This window comes from Dyadobacter sp. Leaf189, assembly GCF_001424405.1.
GTDB lineage: Bacteria > Bacteroidota > Bacteroidia > Cytophagales > Spirosomataceae > Dyadobacter.
The window spans coordinates 469,732-489,160 of sequence record NZ_LMPS01000005.1 but is presented as its reverse complement, the minus strand read 5'-3'; the positions used below and the strand labels follow the sequence as shown (position 1 = coordinate 489,160).

Annotated in this window: 14 protein-coding genes; 4 read left to right on the top strand and 10 right to left on the bottom strand. The window is 49.1% G+C overall.

Annotation, left to right across the window (positions count from 1 at the left end; all coding sequences use genetic code 11):
- Positions 1 to 135: 135 nt before the first annotated feature.
- Together ASG33_RS16385 and ASG33_RS16380 are read right to left on the bottom strand one after the other, a co-directional pair.
- The gene (locus ASG33_RS16385; RefSeq protein WP_056287507.1) at positions 136 to 1,377 is read right to left on the bottom strand and encodes a GDSL-type esterase/lipase family protein; all 1,242 of its coding nucleotides are present in this window, start codon (positions 1,375 to 1,377) and stop codon (positions 136 to 138) included.
- An 85-nt stretch (positions 1,378 to 1,462) separates the two neighbouring features.
- On the bottom strand, positions 1,463 to 2,749 hold the full coding sequence (locus tag ASG33_RS16380) for an MFS transporter (protein ID WP_056287504.1): 1,287 nt from the start codon (positions 2,747 to 2,749) through the stop codon (positions 1,463 to 1,465).
- 241 nt (positions 2,750 to 2,990) lie between these two features.
- Between ASG33_RS16380 and ASG33_RS16375 the strand changes: the two genes are divergently transcribed.
- A complete protein-coding gene (locus ASG33_RS16375) occupies positions 2,991 to 6,875 on the top strand; it encodes a PVC-type heme-binding CxxCH protein (RefSeq protein WP_056287501.1) in 3,885 nt (1,294 codons plus the stop codon).
- Positions 6,876 to 6,884: 9 nt separating this feature from the next.
- On the opposite strand, the gene ASG33_RS16370 is transcribed toward ASG33_RS16375, so the two are convergent.
- Positions 6,885 to 7,373: a hypothetical protein gene (locus ASG33_RS16370; protein ID WP_200942793.1), complete on the bottom strand. Its 489-nt coding sequence runs from the start codon at positions 7,371 to 7,373 to the stop codon at positions 6,885 to 6,887.
- A 123-nt stretch (positions 7,374 to 7,496) separates the two neighbouring features.
- Positions 7,497 to 8,960 (bottom strand): Gfo/Idh/MocA family protein, encoded by a 1,464-nt coding sequence (locus ASG33_RS16365; RefSeq protein ID WP_056287499.1) that lies wholly within the window; start codon positions 8,958 to 8,960, stop codon positions 7,497 to 7,499.
- Between the two features lie 146 nt (positions 8,961 to 9,106).
- Here ASG33_RS16365 and ASG33_RS16360 point away from each other — a divergent pair, with 146 nt between their 5' ends.
- Both ASG33_RS16360 and ASG33_RS16355 read left to right on the top strand, forming a co-directional pair.
- Positions 9,107 to 9,616: an O-acetyl-ADP-ribose deacetylase gene (locus ASG33_RS16360; RefSeq protein ID WP_056288575.1), complete on the top strand. Its 510-nt coding sequence runs from the start codon at positions 9,107 to 9,109 to the stop codon at positions 9,614 to 9,616.
- 60 nt (positions 9,617 to 9,676) lie between these two features.
- Entirely contained in the window at positions 9,677 to 10,354 is a 678-nt protein-coding gene (locus ASG33_RS16355) for a DUF2461 domain-containing protein (RefSeq protein WP_056288573.1), read from the top strand.
- Positions 10,355 to 10,365: 11 nt separating this feature from the next.
- On the opposite strand, the gene ASG33_RS16350 is transcribed toward ASG33_RS16355, so the two are convergent.
- The 6 genes from ASG33_RS16350 to ASG33_RS16325 all read right to left on the bottom strand — a co-directional run bounded on the left by ASG33_RS16350 (position 10,366) and on the right by ASG33_RS16325 (position 18,481).
- The gene (locus ASG33_RS16350; protein WP_056287496.1) at positions 10,366 to 11,661 is read right to left on the bottom strand and encodes an amidohydrolase family protein; all 1,296 of its coding nucleotides are present in this window, start codon (positions 11,659 to 11,661) and stop codon (positions 10,366 to 10,368) included.
- Positions 11,662 to 11,737: 76 nt separating this feature from the next.
- Positions 11,738 to 12,607: a DUF4097 family beta strand repeat-containing protein gene (locus tag ASG33_RS16345; protein ID WP_162242754.1), complete on the bottom strand. Its 870-nt coding sequence runs from the start codon at positions 12,605 to 12,607 to the stop codon at positions 11,738 to 11,740.
- A gap of 30 nt (positions 12,608 to 12,637) precedes the next feature.
- Positions 12,638 to 13,207 (bottom strand): hypothetical protein, encoded by a 570-nt coding sequence (locus ASG33_RS16340; RefSeq protein WP_056287492.1) that lies wholly within the window; start codon positions 13,205 to 13,207, stop codon positions 12,638 to 12,640.
- A 9-nt stretch (positions 13,208 to 13,216) separates the two neighbouring features.
- On the bottom strand, positions 13,217 to 13,720 hold the full coding sequence (locus ASG33_RS16335) for an RNA polymerase sigma factor (protein WP_056287490.1): 504 nt from the start codon (positions 13,718 to 13,720) through the stop codon (positions 13,217 to 13,219).
- Between the two features lie 190 nt (positions 13,721 to 13,910).
- Positions 13,911 to 16,472: a T9SS type A sorting domain-containing protein gene (locus tag ASG33_RS16330; protein WP_056287488.1), complete on the bottom strand. Its 2,562-nt coding sequence runs from the start codon at positions 16,470 to 16,472 to the stop codon at positions 13,911 to 13,913.
- A 371-nt stretch (positions 16,473 to 16,843) separates the two neighbouring features.
- Positions 16,844 to 18,481, bottom strand: a complete 1,638-nt coding sequence (locus ASG33_RS16325; protein ID WP_056287486.1) for a vitamin K epoxide reductase family protein — start codon at positions 18,479 to 18,481, stop codon at positions 16,844 to 16,846.
- Positions 18,482 to 18,670: 189 nt separating this feature from the next.
- Here ASG33_RS16325 and ASG33_RS16320 point away from each other — a divergent pair, with 189 nt between their 5' ends.
- A complete protein-coding gene (locus ASG33_RS16320; protein WP_229238681.1) occupies positions 18,671 to 19,429 on the top strand; it encodes a LytTR family DNA-binding domain-containing protein in 759 nt (252 codons plus the stop codon).

Genomic DNA, 19,429 nt, shown 5'->3' with positions numbered 1-19,429 from the left:
TCGAAGGGACGTGCACTACGCCCCTTTTGTCACCCTGAGCGGAGTCGAAGGGCATCCTGCACGTCCCTTCGACCGCCCGGCGGCCCGGTCCGCTCAGGGTGACAAAGCTCTTGCAATGGCCGACAGCCGAGGTTCCTACTCCACCTTCCTCAACTCATACACAACTTCCTTCGCTTCGCTGTTCAGAATAATCTGTCCTTCCAGCCATTTGATGAGGATGTTCTGCTCTTCAAGACCCTTTACGTGCCTGCCTTGCTCGTACCTGCGGAAACCGATGATGTACGTCTGGTTTAAAGGGCGGTATTGGAAGAAATGCAGCTCGTTCTTTCTCACGATCATATTCTGCACGCTTTCTGACTGGGTGTACTGCGGTCCCTGCTTAATCTCCACTCCTTTTTCCCAGTCTTTGGCAGAACCAACTGCCACCTGGTTATTCTCAGATGTTAAAACGTAATAACCCTTTTTCAATCCTGAAATGCGGATTGTCCTGGCATTGTCAACCACATCAGAAACTGATTTTGGCGTTGGTAGCGGCAGGTATTTGTTTTCCACTGCGAATTTCACTAGCGTATTCGCGGCACTCCCATTCAGCACTCTCGCATTCGAAGCTTCTGCCTTGTCCTTGGCAAAAGTGATGGAGGTTGTTGCTTTGGCAGCATCGAGACCGAGTGCCTTTTCCATGATGGTAGCCAGTTGGTAATAACCCAACTCGGTGAGATGTACTGTGTTTTCAATGATGCTGTCCTTTTTGCTCGCAGCAAGTACCGGCTTGTAAATATCCAGGTACTGTTTACCGCGGCTTGACGCAACTTCGGAGATTGCATTGGAGTACAGTTCCAGATCTGCATTCCGCTCGGCAATGCGCTGGGCCGTATCTTTTGAAACAACCGGGATAGTCGAAAGTAGCACAGTTTGCGCGCCCAGGGAATCGATTTTGTCAAGCAGTTTGTTCAAACCTTCCTTGAACTTTGGCAAACCCTCGCGCCCATCCTGCGCTTCAACACCGCCGTAACCAAGAAATACCACCGTTGGCTTCGCATTGGTGATATCCTGCATCAAATGCTGGTAAGGCGTAGGAGGATTGGTGTAAGTGGACCGGCCTTCTCCCCACACATTGTCACCTGTCCAGCCAAGATTACGGAAAGTCACTCCTTTATCAGAGAAGCGGGTGGTTAACATCATTTCCAGGTAACCAAACTGGAAATCGTTCTCGAAAATGGAGTTGCCGAGGAAGACAACCCGGTCGCCATCTTTCAATGTAAACCGGGATGAACCGGTACTTTTAGACGGGTCCTGGCCGGAAACAAAACCGCCACTCAGGAAAAAAAACAGCAATACAATGTGACCGGCGAGAACCGGCACTTTTAAACTTCTCATGCATTTATGGGTTTAGGTAATAGTTTGTAAAGGACGACAGCAACGGAAATTAACCATTGTGTGTCAAAACATGCAGGTGTTTTTTTCAATGATCAAAGGTCTTCACCTCTGCCGGACTGACCTGCCGGCGAGCTGGCGCGGGGATTACAATGATTGTAATAATCGTAGCGAGCACCAATGCAACTGCCATTAAAGTATAAGACGCATTGAAGTTTCCTGTGGCAGTATTCAGGTATCCTACCAGGTAGGAACCGGCAAATGAACCCAGCGCACCCAGACTATTAATCAGCCCGATTGCGCCCCCAGCTACATTTTTAGGTAGTATTTCAGCGATAGCCGCAAAGAAGGGACCGTACGGCGTATACAATGCACCACCCGCCGCGACAAGCAGCGCATAAGAGATCCAGAATTGATCAGGGCCAAGCCAAACTGCGCCATACAAGCATACAGCCGCGATCAGCAAAAAAGGCCAGACGAAAATTTTCCTGTTACCGGTTTTATCAGAAAAATAAGAAGCAGCCAGCATTCCGATCACCGCAAAGAGGTACGGAACCGATGAAAGCCAGCCTGTATTTACCATATTCATATCCGGCGCAGCCTTGATAATCGACGGCAGCCACATCACGAAGCCGTAAACGCCCACACTCCACAGCAGATACTGCAGGCAAAGCAGAATTACTTTTTTTGATTTAAATGCCTCCGCATAATTCTTTACCGGCTTAATGCCTGCCTGTTCCTCGCTCAGCCTCGCTTCCACGGCGAGCTTTTCCTCGGTAGTCAGCCAATCGGCATTGATTGGGCGCTCGTCAATAAGCTTCCACCAGATAAATGCCCACACAATGCCCGGAGCTCCCTGTAAAATAAACATCCACCGCCAGCCCATTGACTCGATCAGATAGCCTGACAGTACCGACATCCACAGTACCGTAACGGGGTTACCCAGGATCAGGAAAGTATTCGCACGCGAGCGTTCTTCTTTGGTAAACCACTGGCTCAGCAGGATCAGCATCGCGGGCATTACTGCACTTTCAACCACACCCAGCATAAACCGGATCACGATCAGCGTGTTTGTATCGGCGACCATTCCCGTAGCGGCCGCAAGTCCTCCCCAGAGTATCAGTGAAATGAAAATCAGCTTTTTAGCAGTGCGCGTTGCGGCGTAATGCGCGCCGGGTATTTGAAAAAAGAAATAACCCAGAAAGAACAGCGAGCTGAGCAAAGTCGATGTATTTGGCGTAATCCCCAGGTCCTCTGACATTCCGCCTGCTACCGCGAAACCAAAGTTGGCGCGATCGAGGTATGCAAGACTGTATGTTACAAAAACAACCGGGATAATGCGGAACCATCGACGTCTGGCTAACTGTGGCTTCATCTGGATTTGGGGTAAATGGTAAGGAAATGTTCTTCTTTAAAACCTGACAGGATGGAATTCTACCGTGCGGACAAACATCGAAGTATATTCCGGAATAAAGCAAATCTAATTATTTCCAGGAATCCTGCAATCGTCAGTAATATTTATAAATCAGGACAGCACAGGATGAGACAGCAGCATTAAATTACTGAATTGCAATAAAAATTATTGTTTTCGTCATAATGCAATCATAATACCTTCCATGTGCTACCTCCGCATTTGTCTCCCGATACTTCTGGCAGTATTCATTGCCTGTGGCTCTGATACCAGCGCACAAGCCCCTAATCCCGGCTTTTCGCCGAATCAGGGCGACCGGATCATTCTTTTAGGTAACACATTTGCTGACAGAATGAGGCACTACGGCTATTTTGAAACCGCTTTACAATTGCGCTTTCCTGGCAAAAACCTGTCGCTGAGGAATATGGGATGGAGCGCCGACGAAGTAGGCTTGCAGCCCCGCCCTCTGAACTTTCCGGGTTTTGGAGAAAAAACAAAGCGGCTGACAGAGGGCGAAAAAGAGGTAACATTTAAAGGTTTTACGCACGAAGGCGAGCCGATCGTCATGCCCGTCGGACTCAACTTTGCAGGATTAAACCAGGATTTATACGATCAGAAAGCGGATATGATCCTCCTCTGCTTCGGGATGAATGAAGCATTTAAAGGAGCAGCAGGAATTCCGCAGTTTGAAAAAGATTTTTTGACATTTATCAAAAATTTGCAAGCCAATCAATACAATGGAAAGTCTGCGCCGAAGCTCGTGCTGGTATCTCCCATTGCCCAGGAAAACCTAGGTATTCATTATCCTGACCCAACTAAGCACAACCAAAATCTGTTGCTCTATACCGAATCCATGAAGAAAATGGCTGCTTTGACGGGGCTGTTTTTTGTAGATCTTTATACCCCGTCTCTGGCGCGCATGCAGGAAAAGGGCAAGCCAAAGATCACGATCAACGGCATTCACCTGACCCGCGAGGGGTACCAGCTGGCAGCTGAATGGATGTCGCAATCGCTCGGTTTTGGAAAGGCAACTGACTTTAAGTCTGAGGCAAGCAGTCGGCTTACGGAAGTCATTAAAATGAAAGACGACCATTTCTTTTACCGCTGGCGGGCTGTAAATGGCGAATATATCTACGGTCGCCGACGCGAGCCTTTCGGTGTGATTGCATTTCCGCCGGAGCTCCGGAAGCTCAATCAAATGGCGGCTGCGCTTGACTCGGTGATCTGGGAGCTCGCGAAAGGGAACGGGAAGGATAATTACCAGAGAGCACTCGATATAATAGACAGGCGCGGAAAACCCGTTGATCCCGTGCTTCAAACCGCAATCCCGATGACCGGGCGACAGGGGGAAGCAGCCAAAGCCGCCGCACACAAACACCATGAAGAAAGCTGGCCAGCAACAACCGAGAAGTTCAAGCTGCCGGCAGGTTACGAGATCAACCTGTTCGCTTCTGAAAAGGACTTTCCGATTGAAAAGCCGGTTGCCATGAACTTCGATGCAAAAGGGAGGCTCTGGGTAGCCACAATGCCCACTTACCCGCAGTACTTCCCGGGCGTTCCCGTGCACGACAAGATTGTGATACTGGAAGACACCGACGGCGACCGGAAGGCTGACAAGCATACCACTTTTGCCCATGACCTGTACCTTCCACTGGGTTTCGAATTTGCAAATGGCGGTGTATTCGTATCCCAGGAACCGGATATCCTTTTCCTTAAAGACACAGATGGCGACGATAAGGCGGATGTGCGGGAAGTAGTACTGACGGGATTTGGCTCAGAAGACAGCCACCACGCCACCCACGCATTCACTTACGGACAAGACGGCGCGCTTTACTTCAATGAAGGCACTTTCCTGAACACGCAGGTAGAAACCCCGTACGGGCCGGTACGCTCCTATGCAGGCGCGACTTACCGTTTCGAACCCAGGACAGGGCGGCTGCAGCACTACATCTCCTATCCTTACTTCAATCCCTGGGGAAGTGTTTTTGACAAATGGGGCATGCACCTGATCGGCGATGCCTCTGACGGATCCAACTATTTTGCGCCTCCGATGACCGGAAAAGTTAACTATCCAGACAAGCACCCGCGCATTAATATGTTTACAGAAACACGCGTGCGGCCTACCGCCGGCATAGAGATTGTTTCCAGCCGCAACTTTCCGGAGGAGGTGCAGGGCGATTTTCTGGTCAATAATAACATTGGCTTCCAGGGTACCAAGCAGCACCGCATTGTACATGAAGGCTCGGGCATTGTAGGGAAGGAAGTAGAGCCGCTGCTGCAATCTGCCGATCCGAACTACCGCCCCATTGACCTTGAATTTGGCCCCGACGGTGCTTTATATGTTGTTGACTGGTACAATCCACTGATATCCCACGGAGAAAACCCGCCCCGTGATCCGGCGAGGGACAAATCGCACGGGCGCGTGTGGCGGATCAGCTACCGCGACCGGCCTCTTTCAAAAGTGACCGACCTTTCCCAAATGCAAGTTCCGGAACTGCTTGAAAATCTGAAAGCAACGGAAGACAGGCTGCGTTACAGAACGCGCATTCAGCTCAGAGCCAGGCAGGAAAATGAGGTGCTGCCGGAATTGAAAAAATGGCTTGCTGCCCTGGACAGCAAAGATCCTGAGTATGAACATCACCTGCTCGAAGCATTGTGGCTGTACCAGGATTTTGATGTGGTTGAGGAGACTCTGCTGAAAACGCTGCTGAATGTAAAAGAACCCAAGGCGCGTGCTGCTGCGACGAAGGTACTGCGTTTCTGGCATGCACGCGTTCCAGGCGCGGTGGGTTTATTGAGAGAGCGGATCAATGATGAATCTGCGCGGGTAAGGTTGGAAGCGATTGTAGCCGCCAGCTTTTTTGAGAATGAGGAAGGTATATCTGCTGCATTCGATATACTCCGGCATCCAACCGACTACTATCTTGACTACGCCATATCCGAGACTTTCCGCCATTTAAAGCCGGTGTGGTATGCAGCAATGCAGCGTTCCATGTTCCTTCCTCCCATTGAAAAATATTTACTCCCTTTCTTATCCGACAGCGAGTTGCTGGCATTGCCCAAAAATCATGGTGCGATTGTTGAGATAATAGGACGGCGATCAATACCGGAGGCGAAAAAGAAGCAGGTACTGCTTACCCTGGCAAAGGAGCTGGAATTGTCCGAAACGAGCACTTTGCTTTACGCGCTTAAACAGGAAAAACGCCCAGACAGACGGCAGGAGCTGGTATTACGTGTATTGAAAGCCGATAAGGCTGAGCTTGCCAGGAGCAAGCCGCAGTTTGAACGTTTCATCAAAGCAGATAACAGCCTGTTCATCAAGCAGATGAGCTACGCCGCCATCATCACGGCGGAAGGATCGGACAAATCCATTCAAAAGTACATTGTCTCAGATCAGGATAATTATGTTAAAAGCATTTCCCTCTTGCAGGACAAGCCTCTGCAAGCCACATTTTTTGAGAAACTAAAAACACTCGCCCCGAACCTTCCCGAAACTGCCTATCCTATCCTCATGGAAATGGTTATCGCGCAGCCTGCGAAAACACAGTCTGCTGAGGAGTTTGTGTCTTCGCTAAAAAACCTCCCCGAAAACACCCTGAATTCGGAAGCTTTTGGCAGCGCCTTAAATGCGGTGAAGACGATCGTTAGTCAATCTGCATTGTCCGAAAAACAGCAGTTACTGCATGTTCTGGAAAGTTTGGGAACAATAGAAGTTGTACTGACGGCCGTGGAAGCGAAAATGGCTTTTGATAAAACAGCCTTTGATGTTCCCGCTGACCGGAAAGTTTCACTTGTGTTCAACAACCCGGATTTAATGCCGCATAATGTGGTGATTACAAAGCCCGGCGCTGAACAGCATGTGGGAGAAGCTGCTGACGCGATGGCGCAACTGAAAGATGGGTTTGAAAAGAACTTTGTGCCGGCTACTAATGATGTGCTTTTTGCCACACCTCTGGTCAATTCAGGAAAAGGCTTCCGGCTAAACTTCAAGGCCCCGGAACAACCCGGGGCTTATCCGTTTATCTGTTCATTTCCGGGCCACTGGCGTGTGATGAAGGGCGTTATGCACGTTACCTCACCAACCCGGTAAAGATGTATTTTAAAACAGTCCGAAGGAGCTTACGGAGCTTACCAGCTTATTGAGCTCAGGCTTTTCACTGATCTTTTTTGCTACGAATGCAGCTGCAAGTCCGCCAAGTACGTACCAGGCGACAGTTAGGATCTGCGTTTGAACGGTCCTGTTTACAGGCGCGTCGTTTAACCCCAGCGGCTTGGTCAATGTAAGTGCGCCTATACCGGCAGCAAAACCAAAACCTGCACCACGGAGGAGAATGTTTTCTTCTTTCCCGCTGCCCACCATACTATAATATGCGGCGTTGCTGAGCAAATCGCTGGCGAGTGTAAGACCGAACAGCTTTTTACCTTTTGGCGGATCGATGTTGATCGTTTTAAGGGATTTTGAGAGAGCCTCTTCCCCTACTTTGTTGATCCTCGGTGCTTTGTCGTAAAACTGTCTTGTCCCTTCGTGAAGCAGGTTCAATACAACGGCTCCTGCAAGCCCTGCTGCTATATTTTTTGTTGCGTCCATAAAACCACGGAATTTAGTTGTCAATGTGGTATGGTAAATATTATGCCAAATACTTATTTGAATGCGGCACCAAACAAAGAAAGGGCAGCTCATTTCTGAGCTGCCCTTTCTTTGTTTCATATTCTAAACTCCCAGGCTCCAGCCTTCGCGGTAGTTCCTTTTTACAAATTGGTTGACTTCGTCGAAGTTCGTAACCTTCATATTTTGGGCATCCCAAAGCATTTTCATGTTGCTGCCAGGGTACGTAAATCCTTTTCCATCCTCGCGCGCTTTTGGCATATCCGCACCACGAATGGCGAGATTGGCACCCAGTATCGCTTCGGTGAGAGGTCCGGCCAGCTCAAAGGGTGAGCTCAGCTCCATTTTACCATAGCCGGCAATGCAGCCTTCAACCCACTGCGCATAGTGACCGTCGGCACTGCCGGGTACACGTGCAAATTTCTGTTTTACTTTCACTTCCTGCATCCGGCTAAGTGGCAGCAATCGTGGATTCGCCGCATATTCGCTCGCCATCATCTTACCTTTGGAACCCACAAACAGGATCCCGCTGTTGCCATCACCGAACAATTCGTTAGGTCCCAGCTCTTCCGGACGCTCAGGTTTGATCCCGCCATCCATCCAGTGCATGGTGACCGGACCTTTTGTTCTCGGCGTTTTTGGGAACGTCAAAGTTGCGTGGCTTGAAGGCGGACAGCTGTCAGGAAAAATACCCCTTTTACCAAAACCTGTGAACACACTTCCCACACTCGCCTGCATGTCAGTTGCATATTTGAGTCCAAGCACGCGGAAAGGAGCTTCCATCAGGTGGCAGCCCAGATCGCCCAATGCGCCGGTACCGTAATCCCACCAGCCGCGCCAGCTGCCAGGAATCAGTCCGTCAACATAGTCTTTATATGGAGCGGTACCCAGCCATAAATCCCAGTTCAGTTCTTTGGGAACGGCGGGCTTGTCGCTCGGCCAGGGAATACCCTGTGGCCAGATCGGCCGGTTGGTCCAGATATAAACGGTATCCACATCCCCGATCACGCCGGCATCATACCATTCGTGCAGCTGCCTTACGCCGTCGCCGGATGAACCCTGGTTACCCATTTGCGTCACTACCTTGTATTTGGCAGCTGCTTCGGTGAGCTTCCTGGCTTCCCAGATATCGTGCGTCATCGGCTTTTGCACATACACGTGCTTGCCCATTTGCATGGCGGCCATTGCTACTACAGCGTGGGTATGGTCTGGCGTTGAAACCGAAACTGCGTCAAAGTTCTTTGACTCCTTTTCGAACATTTCACGCCAGTCTTTATAGTATTTGGCTTTGGGATAAGTTTGCACAGTTTCCGCAGCTCTCCTGTCGTCTACGTCACACAAATACCCGATGTTGGCTTTGCCGCTTTTGAAAAAGCTCGCAATGTCCGACCTGCCTTTTCCTCCCACACCAACTCCGGCAACCGTCAGCATATCGCTGGGTGCGCGGTAACCCTTGCCGAGCACGTGACGCGGTACGATCATAAAACCTGCTGCAGCCGTTGCTGAGGCTTTGATAAAATCCCTCCTCGACGACGCCGGACTGTCTTTCTGTGTATTCGTTTGGTCCATTTTTTGATTAAGGTTTTGCTTTTGAATATATAAAGGAAGAATAGGTTTAATTTAATGTAAGTAACCGCCGTTATTCTCAAAAAAGAAGCTGCACCTGCCCGTGCAGGATGCGCATTACCAATACGACATTTACCGACTTTGAGGCTATGATAGAACTGACAAAAGGTGACATTACGAAGATAAAAACGGACGCGATCGTCAACGCGGCTAACTCCTCACTGCTGGGTGGCGGCGGTGTAGACGGGGCTATTCACAGCGCAGGCGGCAAGGCGATCCTGGATGAATGCATTGCAATAAGGAATAAGCAGGGTGGCTGCAAAACCGGAGAGGCAGTGATTACAACGGGAGGAAAATTACCAGCCAGATATGTGATCCACACAGTGGGCCCGGTATGGAATGGAGGCGGCAAAAATGAGGAAGCACTGCTTGCTTCGGCTTACAGGAACAGCTTGCGTGTGGCCGTCGAGAACCAGGTTAAAACAATTGCTTTCCCCAACATCAGCACCGGCGTTTATGGTTTTCCCAAACAGCGCGCGGCAGAAATTGCTGTTCAAACCGTTCAGGAATTTTTAAAACAAACAGCCGACATTGAGCAGGTGATTTTTGTATGTTATGATGATGAAAACTTTGGCATTTACAAAAAACTCCTGTCTTAGCCGCCATAATTGTTGTTTAAAAATTTGAATTTTGCAGCCCAACTCACTGCAACAGCTTCTATGATCCCAGCTTCAAGTATCGACTTCCTGAAAAAGCTCAAAGACAACAATAACCGCGACTGGTTCAATGCCCACAAAGACGAATACCTGGAACAGCTCGCATACATTGAAGCATTTGCCGACGCCTTACTGGGCGAAATGAACAAGCATGATGTGATCGAGACCGTTTCGGGCAAGAAGAGTTTACAACGCATTTACCGCGATACGCGGTTTTCTCCGGATAAAACACCTTACAAGACCAATTGGAGCGGCGGATTTACCCGAGCAACAGCCCAGCGGAGGGGAGGCTATTACTTCCACATTGAACCGGGTAATACTTTCGTAGCAGGCGGGTTCTGGGCGCCGGAGCCCAGGGATATGAAGCTCATCCGCGATGATATCAGCTTTGATCCGGCACCAATCCGCAGAATTATTTCAAGCAAAGAATTTACAGATACATTCGGCTCACTGCGCGGTGAGCAGCTGAAAACCACGCCAAAGGGTTTTGACCCGACAGATGAAGCGATCGACCTGTTGCGCTACAAGCAATTTCTGTTGCAGCGGAAGTTCACCGACAAGGAAGTGCTCAGCCCGGGTTTCGTTGAACAGGCAAACCTCACATACATGCGAATGCGGCCGTTCTTCGACTATATGAGCGAGATACTGACCAGCAATGCAGACGGTTCTGTGGCGGACTAAGGAGGAATCTTTTACTTTCTCAAATGGATTTCCCCTTCTTTCATTACCATTCTTACATTGAGTAAGGAAGTTTTGAAGTCCTTCTGGAGATCTCCCTCAAAGACCGCGATATCAGCAAATGCGCCTTCCTTGATCACTCCGATCTGGTCTTTCATTTCAAGCGCGTGAGCTGCATTGGCAGTGGCGGATTTCATTACATTTTCGGGAGAGATACCGAAATCATTATAGCCCCAGATCGTCTGCTTCGCCAGATCGCCGCGGGGCATCTGCATCTCAAAATAGGCGTCCGAACCTGCCACCATCAACACCCCCGATTTCTGGATCTGGCCCAGCCACTTGCGGTAAGATTCAAGATCGGCGCGTACATCTTCCAGCTTGTAAGGCATCTTTTGTACTTTGTAGTACTGCTCAGCCACATTGATCGAATTGTACGTGGGTACGAGGTACACCCCCTTTTTAGCCATTAATTCCAGGGTAGCTTCCTTAAATCCATAACCATGTTCAATGCCGTCGACGCCCGCTTCGATTGCATTGTGCACCGCCCAGTCGCGGTCGCAATGGGCGGTTACTTTTACACGCTGTGCGTGGGCAGTTTCAACGATCGCCTTCATTTCTTCCAGTGTGAGCGTGAGCCGGTTTCCTATCGCCAGAATTTTGATCACGTCCACACCACGACCAATATGTTCCAGAACAGCCTGCCGCGCCTGGTCCACGCCGGTGACCATGGATTGCTCCTGCCGCGAAACCCTGTCGAAATCTTTAAAAGGCAGGCCGTCGAGCTGACCGTCCATGGAACCGATAATCGGCCCGGAAACCAGCATTCGCGGCCCTGTGATATATCCTTTGTTTATTGCCCTGCTCACTTCGAGATCCAGGTACTGACCTGAATTCCCCAGGTCCCTGATGGTTGTAAAACCTGCATCCAGGTAACTTTTCGCAAAACCTGCCGCACGCAGCACGCGCTTTTCAGAAGAATTCATTACTGCGTCAACCGACAAAGCATCGGTAAGACCCTGGTTCGTGAGTATGTGGGTATGCGCATCAATCAGGCCTGGCGTGACAGTTGCATTGCTGTAATCCAGCACCTCGGTACCTTTTGGCACTTCCAGCTTCTCTCCGACTTTGACTATTGTCTTTCCTTTGATTAAGATCTGCCTGTTTTTAACGAATGCATTCGCATCCGAATCATACATCAGGCCGGCTTTGATGAGGTAGTGCCTTTCGGTTTGAGAAAACGAAACATGATCCGAAAGAATGAATATAAATGCGAATTGAACAACTAGGCCAAGTCTGGCAAATGGAATCATAAAATGGAGGTGAGTAAGTGATGAGTCTCTGTAAATGTTTCAACAGAAAGTTACATCCCACCATTTCTACTCATTGTTACCTGATGGTCACATTCCCAAACTCAGCACTGATCAGCACATTGGCAAGGCGGTTTCCTGAGAAGAATGCCTCTTTGAAGTCGGGTGTGTTCTTCTTCCATTTGAAGCCGTTTGGCAGTTTGATCGATGTGTAGGCACTGCTGATATTGTAGTCAAATTGCTGCCAGTTTTTCTGAACGAGCATTACTTCTGTTTTCTTTGAGCGGATCGCGAGGCTGGTAAGTCCGGCAGAGGGATGAATTTCAACGTTGCCAAACTGCGAATCGACTTTCAATGTACCTGCAACATCTGTGAGCACAACCTTCGTGTGATCGCTCGTAAGCGTGAAGCTGCCGGATAGCAGACTGCCTTTCAGCTCTCCGAAGCTGGTATTGAACTGGCCTTTGCCTTCAATGTCAGCCAATGTAGTATTGCAGAAATCTGCCTTGATTTGTAAGCCGCGGAGCAACCCTTTGAGCAAAATGGTACCGAATGTATTTTTAAGATCCACTTCGCAGGTTGCCGGCAGCTGGATTTTATAATGCGCTTTTACATTCGACTGCGGCTTCATTTCTCCATCTTTCAGCAATATATAATTGCGGAGAAAAAAGTCTTTTCCCGTACGTTCAGCCAGGTACTGGATTTTCGCCAGATCCCGCGCTGCCACAGCTCTGTCGGGGTGCCGCGCTGAAAGCTGCATTACAATGGAAATCTCGTTTTTATCCCACGTACTCACCTCTATATCCGCCTTTTCCGCATTGATATGCAGGACACGGACCGTAGATGCTGCTACATTCTTTTCAATGGTGCGCGTTGCTACCTGCAAAGTTCCCTGTCCGCGAAGCTGCACAGTGAGGCAGCATAGCAACGCGCAAACGGACGTTTTCAAAAGCAAATGCATTTGTTTCATGGGATTTGACTAGATCATTTTGGCCATTTCATTCAAAATAGCCGCTTTCTGTTTTTCAATGGTATTCAGCTGTTTCATCAATTCGGGCTCGGTATTATACTGCCCGATCGCCTCCTGCAACTGGCTGGACGCTGAATGCAGCGTTTCAAACTCTTCCCTAAGCCGCTTGTACCGGCCGCTGTTACACACCAGCGTTTCTGTTTCGCAGTAAGCTTTTAAAAGCTCGTAATGCTGGTCGGTACCCATTTCACCGCTTACCTGAAGTCGCGGGTCAAACTGTTCCTGCGCAAAATATACGTGCGTAACCCGCACTTCCCGCCAGACCAGCAGCCCGGAAATACCTGCAATCAAAATCGCCGCTGCATACTGCCAGCCCGCAAACCGGCCTCTACCGGGCGCCTTTCGCTCGATCGCGTCCCACACCATCGGAGCTGGGGTATATTCCGGTAGGCTCTGCAGTGACTTGCGTAGTGGTTCCTCGCCCAGCTTCTCCCCGATCGAGTCCCAGGTTTGCGGCGCCGGCGTGTAGCCGGGCAGCTTGGCAATCGCGTTCTTTAATGTATGCTGATTCTTGTCCATTTTTCCAATTCATGAAAGCATTCCGCGCAACTTCCTTTTCGCATGAAACAACTGTGATTTCGAGGTCCCTTCCGAGATACCAAGTGTTACGGCAATTTCGCGATGGGTGTACCCCTCTACTTCTGCCAAAACGAAAATCGTCCGGAATCCGTCAGGCAATGCCAGAATGGCCGTTTCCAGGTGAGATGCATTGATTTCCTGTTCTCCCCAATCAACCCCTCCCACTGCTACATCATCGATATTCTCCCAGATAACAATCCGCTTTTTCTTGGTCGAACGCCTGATTACGATCGTTTTGATCCAGGCTCCCAATGTGGACTCACCCCGAAACTGGTCGAGGTGTCGAAACACGTCCAGAAACGAATCCTGTATGACATCGTTTGCATCATCAAAATCACCCGTGATCCGGTAAGCGAGGGTGTACATGGCATTTTTGTAGCGGTCGTACAACCGTCGCTGCGCAATCCTGTCATGTAGAAGACACCCAGAAATCAATTCTGCCTCCGTGGTCATAGTCAATGTTGATTTGTAATAAAGAGGTACGCCGGTCGCTGAATGGTTGTATCAGATGGGAATAAATGAAAATAAAACGGGCGTACCCTGCATGAAAGCAAAGGTACGCCCGTTGTCCTTCCGCCTGTTGAAACAGACGGGTAGGGATTTTTTTAGGCTCCGCCTTTGAGACAGGCGGATGGGATTGTTGCTAATTTGCTACCAGCACTTTGTGCCGCATTTGTTCTGTGCCGTAGGTAGCGGTAAGAATGTACAGTCCCGGGGAAAGCTTTCCGCGCGCTCTTACTGCAAGCTTATTACCTGCTGTTTTCTCCGTGCTCACCGCTACATCACGGCCCAGCAGGTCGGTCAGTTTTACTTTGGGTTCCTGACCTGCGAATTCCAGGTTGATAACACCTGCATTTACCGGATTTGGATAAAGTACAAGCCCGTTACCAACATCCATTTTCACCGCATTGATCCTGGACAGGGCAAAGCTGCTGTCACGATCTACCATTTTCAACCGGTACAGGTTTTCGCCTGCAACCGGGTTCTGATCTGTGAATGTATAGTTTGTAGTGATTTTACTTTCAGTCGCAGCTGCTACTTTCCCGATTGAAAGCCAGTTTTTTCCATCAAGACTGTGCTGAACAGCGAAGTGGTCGCTGTTTGATTCCTCGGAAGTCTGCCAGTTGAGTTCTACCGCATTCTCTTTTTTTGAGGCAGTAAAGCTTACGAGCTTCACCGGCAGCGGCGTAGCGTTATCCGCAGTGAGATAGTAGGAAGAAAGATCATTGGCTGTAAATGTAATCTTCCACAGATTCAGCATTGAATCCCATCTTACATCCTGATCCGCAGGATCAATGGAAGCTTGCATTGTTCTCGCGCCGCTTGTACCACCCGATTGAATGATACGCAGTTTCTTCTTAAAGTTTTCAGGATCGGCAGGATTTACCGGTAATTTTTCTGAACTCACCGCATTGAATGCATTGAACTCATCCTGGCTTACATATAATGTAACAGTAGCCTGACCTGCATTGGAGTTACCCGGCACAAATCGCCAGTGGCGTTGAACAAAAGGCTGACCTTCGTGCATGATCACCTCATCTTCAATCGTAACATAAGCCCGGAGAGGCGAATTGTTGTCCGACAGTCCGTTCCCTTTTACGGTACCGATCACGCGGCAATCGTCTGCCGTCAAATGGTAATCTACATTATTAGGTACAATTGCAGCCGCCTGCTCCCCATCGCGGGATAGTTTCAGGTCTTTGTAAAAACAGCCTTTGGTAGTTACATCGTCTTTCATGTAGATATTAACCGGCTTGTTTCCTGCATTACCATAAGCATTTCGCCAGTTTTTGTAAGCGTCGCAATCATTTGAGTAGCTGTCACGGTTGGTATAGCAGCCATCGCTGCTGATCAGATTCGACAATGTGAAGCTATCGTTATTGGAAGGCTGAGGTGAAGTAACCTGCTTGTTTTTCACCCAGTTGGCAGTCAGGTTCTTGATTGCATTCACTGCGTCAGGCGACTTCATTGCGTTTTCCAGGTAAAACAATGTCACGATCTGCGCGCCGTGTGTGTAGCTTTCCTCGGCAAGCCTTACTACGGAAGATGCGTCCGTCACGTAAGCTGCCTCATTCACGTACAGCCTGTTAGGCAGGTTGGAACGCAGCAGGTCGAGGGCAAAACGGTGGTCGTAGTAAATGTCGTCATTGATCTTGATCCCGTCGAGGTCTTTCCCGATTTCGTTAAAAGGAAGTGTACCGCGAGCACGCGCCAGCTTATCGTACACTGATCCGTGGTGCGTAATGACCTTGATGTTGGAATTAATGCCTTTTACTGTGTTTTTGAAAAGAACATTGGTTTCTTTCAATACGTGTGTGCGGTAGAGAAACCAGTCTGTCCCGTCAGCCTGGGTGAAAGTACTTCCCGACGGCTTTTTGGGATTAACCTCGTTAAATGAATTATAGCTTTTACCCCACGCTGCATTCAAAGCCGAGATTTCACCATATTTCCCGATCAGCCAGCTGCGGTAACCCTGTACCATAGGTGCAGAATAATCAGTCAATGCGTAAGCCATATCCAGCGGGTCTTCGTAATGGTATTTAGTCGATCCCATTTCAAATTCCCCTTCTCCCTGTCTTGTATATACGAGATTTACATAAAGCAGGTTTCCGTCATCCTGCAGGTATTTGTAGCGCTGGATTACCTCATTTGTAAAGCCGGTAATCCTGTCGCGGGTAGACTGTGCAACCAGCGACGTCATCACGAACTGCAGACTGATATTAGGCCGGATCGGACCTCCCCATTTCTGGAAAACGGCCTCTTCGCCGCTGTAATTGGCCACCACCATCCGTTCCTCTTTGCGCCAGCCGTCGCCGGTTGTAATACCGTAACGATCTGAGGCACTGTTGGTAACATCATCGCCGGTACTTACTGCAATATTGAGCGCAACCTTCATATTCAGCGAAAGCGCCAGTGCGATCTGATCGTCGTACTGCTTCCAGACGCTGTAACCACCTCCGTTTTCATCTTTCAGTATCCGGGAGATCTTGCCGTGGATCACGCCCCATTGTACCGTCATCGCCACTGCATTACAACCCACGCTTTTAGCTTGCCGGATTGCGTCCAGGGAAGGTTTGTCGTTTTCATTTACCAGCGAAACCGCAAAGTAACGGGGCTGGGCCGATAGTGTTAGTGAGGAAACTAAAAGAGAAGAAATACAATAAAGTCTTACAATACTTCTGTTGAAAAGTATCAGTTTTTTCATAGTACAGTTATTCCAAATTTTAGGTTGTGCTTTTTAAAGAGGCGTCTTACAACGATGTGGGGGTTCTGTCATATTCAAGCTTCACAATCCGATTAACGCGAGTAGTAATTTTACATATAAATGTAAATTAATTTCTACCAAAGTTCGGTTAAGTTAAGTTTAAAAATGGTCACATTCTTTGAAAGTTTATCTACTTTATTGCCAATAGTGCAATAAAAATGAGAAATGTGTAGTGTAGATTCTACACAAACTACAACCAGGCTGGTTATTTTTAATCATGCCAGAGCGAAGCCAAAGGTGGCTGAATGCGGCATTTCACCGGCGTTGTTCCGGCGATTTGGGAAGTGTCGGATAGACGAAAAGGCGGCTTTTCAGTAGCGTACCAGGTCGGGGTTAACCTGGATAATGCGGCAGAGTTTTTCTACATCCCGCACGGAATAGAGCCGCGGGAGTTCATGCCCGTTGAGGAAGAGCGCGGGTGTGGCACTGATCCCGGCCAGCTCGATCCAGCCCAGGTGCAATGCAAGCTGATGGTCCGCTGAATGGTCGGAAGGAATGGTATTAATAGACTTTAACCACCTGCTTTTACCTAAAAACCTAAGCAGGAACCACTTTTCGAGTAAGCCCGGAATTTCAGCCTCAGGCAGGTTCAACAGCTTTTTTACGATCATACCCGATTCGTCGTCGGGTGCCGGAGAAGCAGAGAATACAAACTGAACCCGCACATCGGTCGTTACAGCAATCAGCTCGCGGATTTGTGCCTGCACCTGCGCGCAGACTTCGCACAACGGGTTTGTTACCACGGTAAGCACATTGTTTGCGTGTGGGTTACCCAGCTTCCCTACTTTCATTTGTTCAAAAAAAGCGGGAATGTATTTGTCTTTGCCAAAAAGCGCCTGTACGTAATTCGTGTCGAATTTGAGCTGCTCTATCGTTTTTTCAATGGCCGGGAGCCGTAGTGAAGCGATCAGGCCCTTCTTGATCATCCACCAGAAGAGCATCAGGATCGGCACAACGATCAGGAAAACGGGTAACACGTTGGAGACAAGCAGCAGAGAACGCTCGCTTGTGTAATGGTATCCCACCCAAAACTCTGCCCAGAGCACCAGCTGTACTGCGAGGCACAGCAGGCACCAGCGACGAGCCACAAACGCCTGATAGTAAATCGAGTAGAATGTATAAGGGATAGTAATCATATTGACCAGGATCAGCCAGGCGAGCAGCTCGGGCACATTCTTCGAAAGCAGCGAAAAAACCATTACGCTGAGTGTAGCAAGAAAATAGATCAGCCCGATCTCAGACCAGTTAACACCTAAAAACCGCCCCGCAGCCGATTCAAGCAGGCTTCTGCAATTAAAATGCTGACTGTTTTGGCAAATGCGCCTCAGGAAACTATGAGAAGAATCGAGATTGTACCAGACCAGGATCAGACTCATGACCAAGCCCAGGCATTTGAGCACAAGAAGCTCAAAAAATGGCGCTTTCACCTCCACTGCCAGGTGGCCGGGAGAATAAAAGAGGGTCCCGCAAAGCGAAACTGCCGCCGCCATTGCGAATGCTACCATCCGGAACTGGTCCTGCCTTTCAAGCCTTTTCTTTTTGTCGAATTCGGGATCCCCGGCTCCCTCGCAGTATTCCGACATCAGAACTACCCCGGTCCATTTTTTACCAAAATCTTCAACCGGCTCTCTTCTGATCCCCTCGCCTGTATGCAGCCACTCCACCTGTCCTTCACTCACGGAGCGGACTGTCGCCATGATACCACCGTCTACATTCAGCATCAGCAGCGCGGGTACGGGCATGGTACTGAGCATGTCCGTACTTAGCTTGGCGGTCATGTGCGGCACATTGAGCTCGTCGAGAACGTCACTTACTGCGGTAAGACCTGGAAAATCGGGGTGATGCCACAGCTTTTCTCGTACTGTTGCGGAAGTAACCCTTACTTTGTTCATTTGGAGAAGCGCATCCACCGCACGGTAGACGTTTTCTTCGGTCGCATTGAGCTTCATAACGGTTAAACAGTGGTGAATAGCAATGACATTTGTCATTAATTTCAAAATAAAAAAATGCGCGACGGTACCGAAAATAAATTCGTCCAATGCTGCATTAACTTCGACAAATGCCTATATTATTGCGATAAATTTTAAGCCTTCCAGACTTTCAGCGCCATTATGATCTCTTCTCCAAGGTTACGCTGCATGATTGTAGACGATGAGCTCGTCGCGCGTGACCTGATCCAGAAATATGTGAGCAAAACACCCGACCTGGAACTTGTATCTGTTTGCAGCACAGCCACTGAGGCGTTGTTCCAGATCCGCGCGCTGCAACCGGAACTGATCTTCCTGGACATTGAAATGCCTGGTATTACGGGCTTCGAATTACTGAAATTGCTACCCGCTGTCCGCCCGGCTGTGGTCATGATCACCGCGGACCCGTCGTATGCTTTGGAGGGTTACGAACAGCAGGTGACTGACTATTTGATGAAGCCTGTTTCTTTCGAACGTTTTTCAAAAGCGGTAAATAAAGCACTTCAAAACCGGCCGGCTGTCACAGTTGCAGCGCCAGTTGAAAGTCCAAAAGAATGGCAGCCAGCGGAGCAACAGGTCGCAGAGGCGCTGAATGCAGCCAAACCGCAGTCGGACTTCCTCTTATTGAAGGAGAACAAAAAGCTGATCAGGGTGAGGCCGGAAGAAATCCATTTTATTGAGGGAATGAAAGATTACCTGAAACTCTACTGGTCGGATCGCGTATCGGTCATTCACATGAAAATGTCGACGATCGAAGACATACTTTCCAAACAGCTGTTCCTGCGCGTCAACAGGTCTTATATCATTAACAAAGACGCCATTCATGAGATCGAGGGCAATGAGATTACGACCCGCAATGGAAAGAAAGTACCTATTGGAGTGACTTACCGCACCGACGTAATGAGCGCCCTTCTGAAAAACAAGATCTGA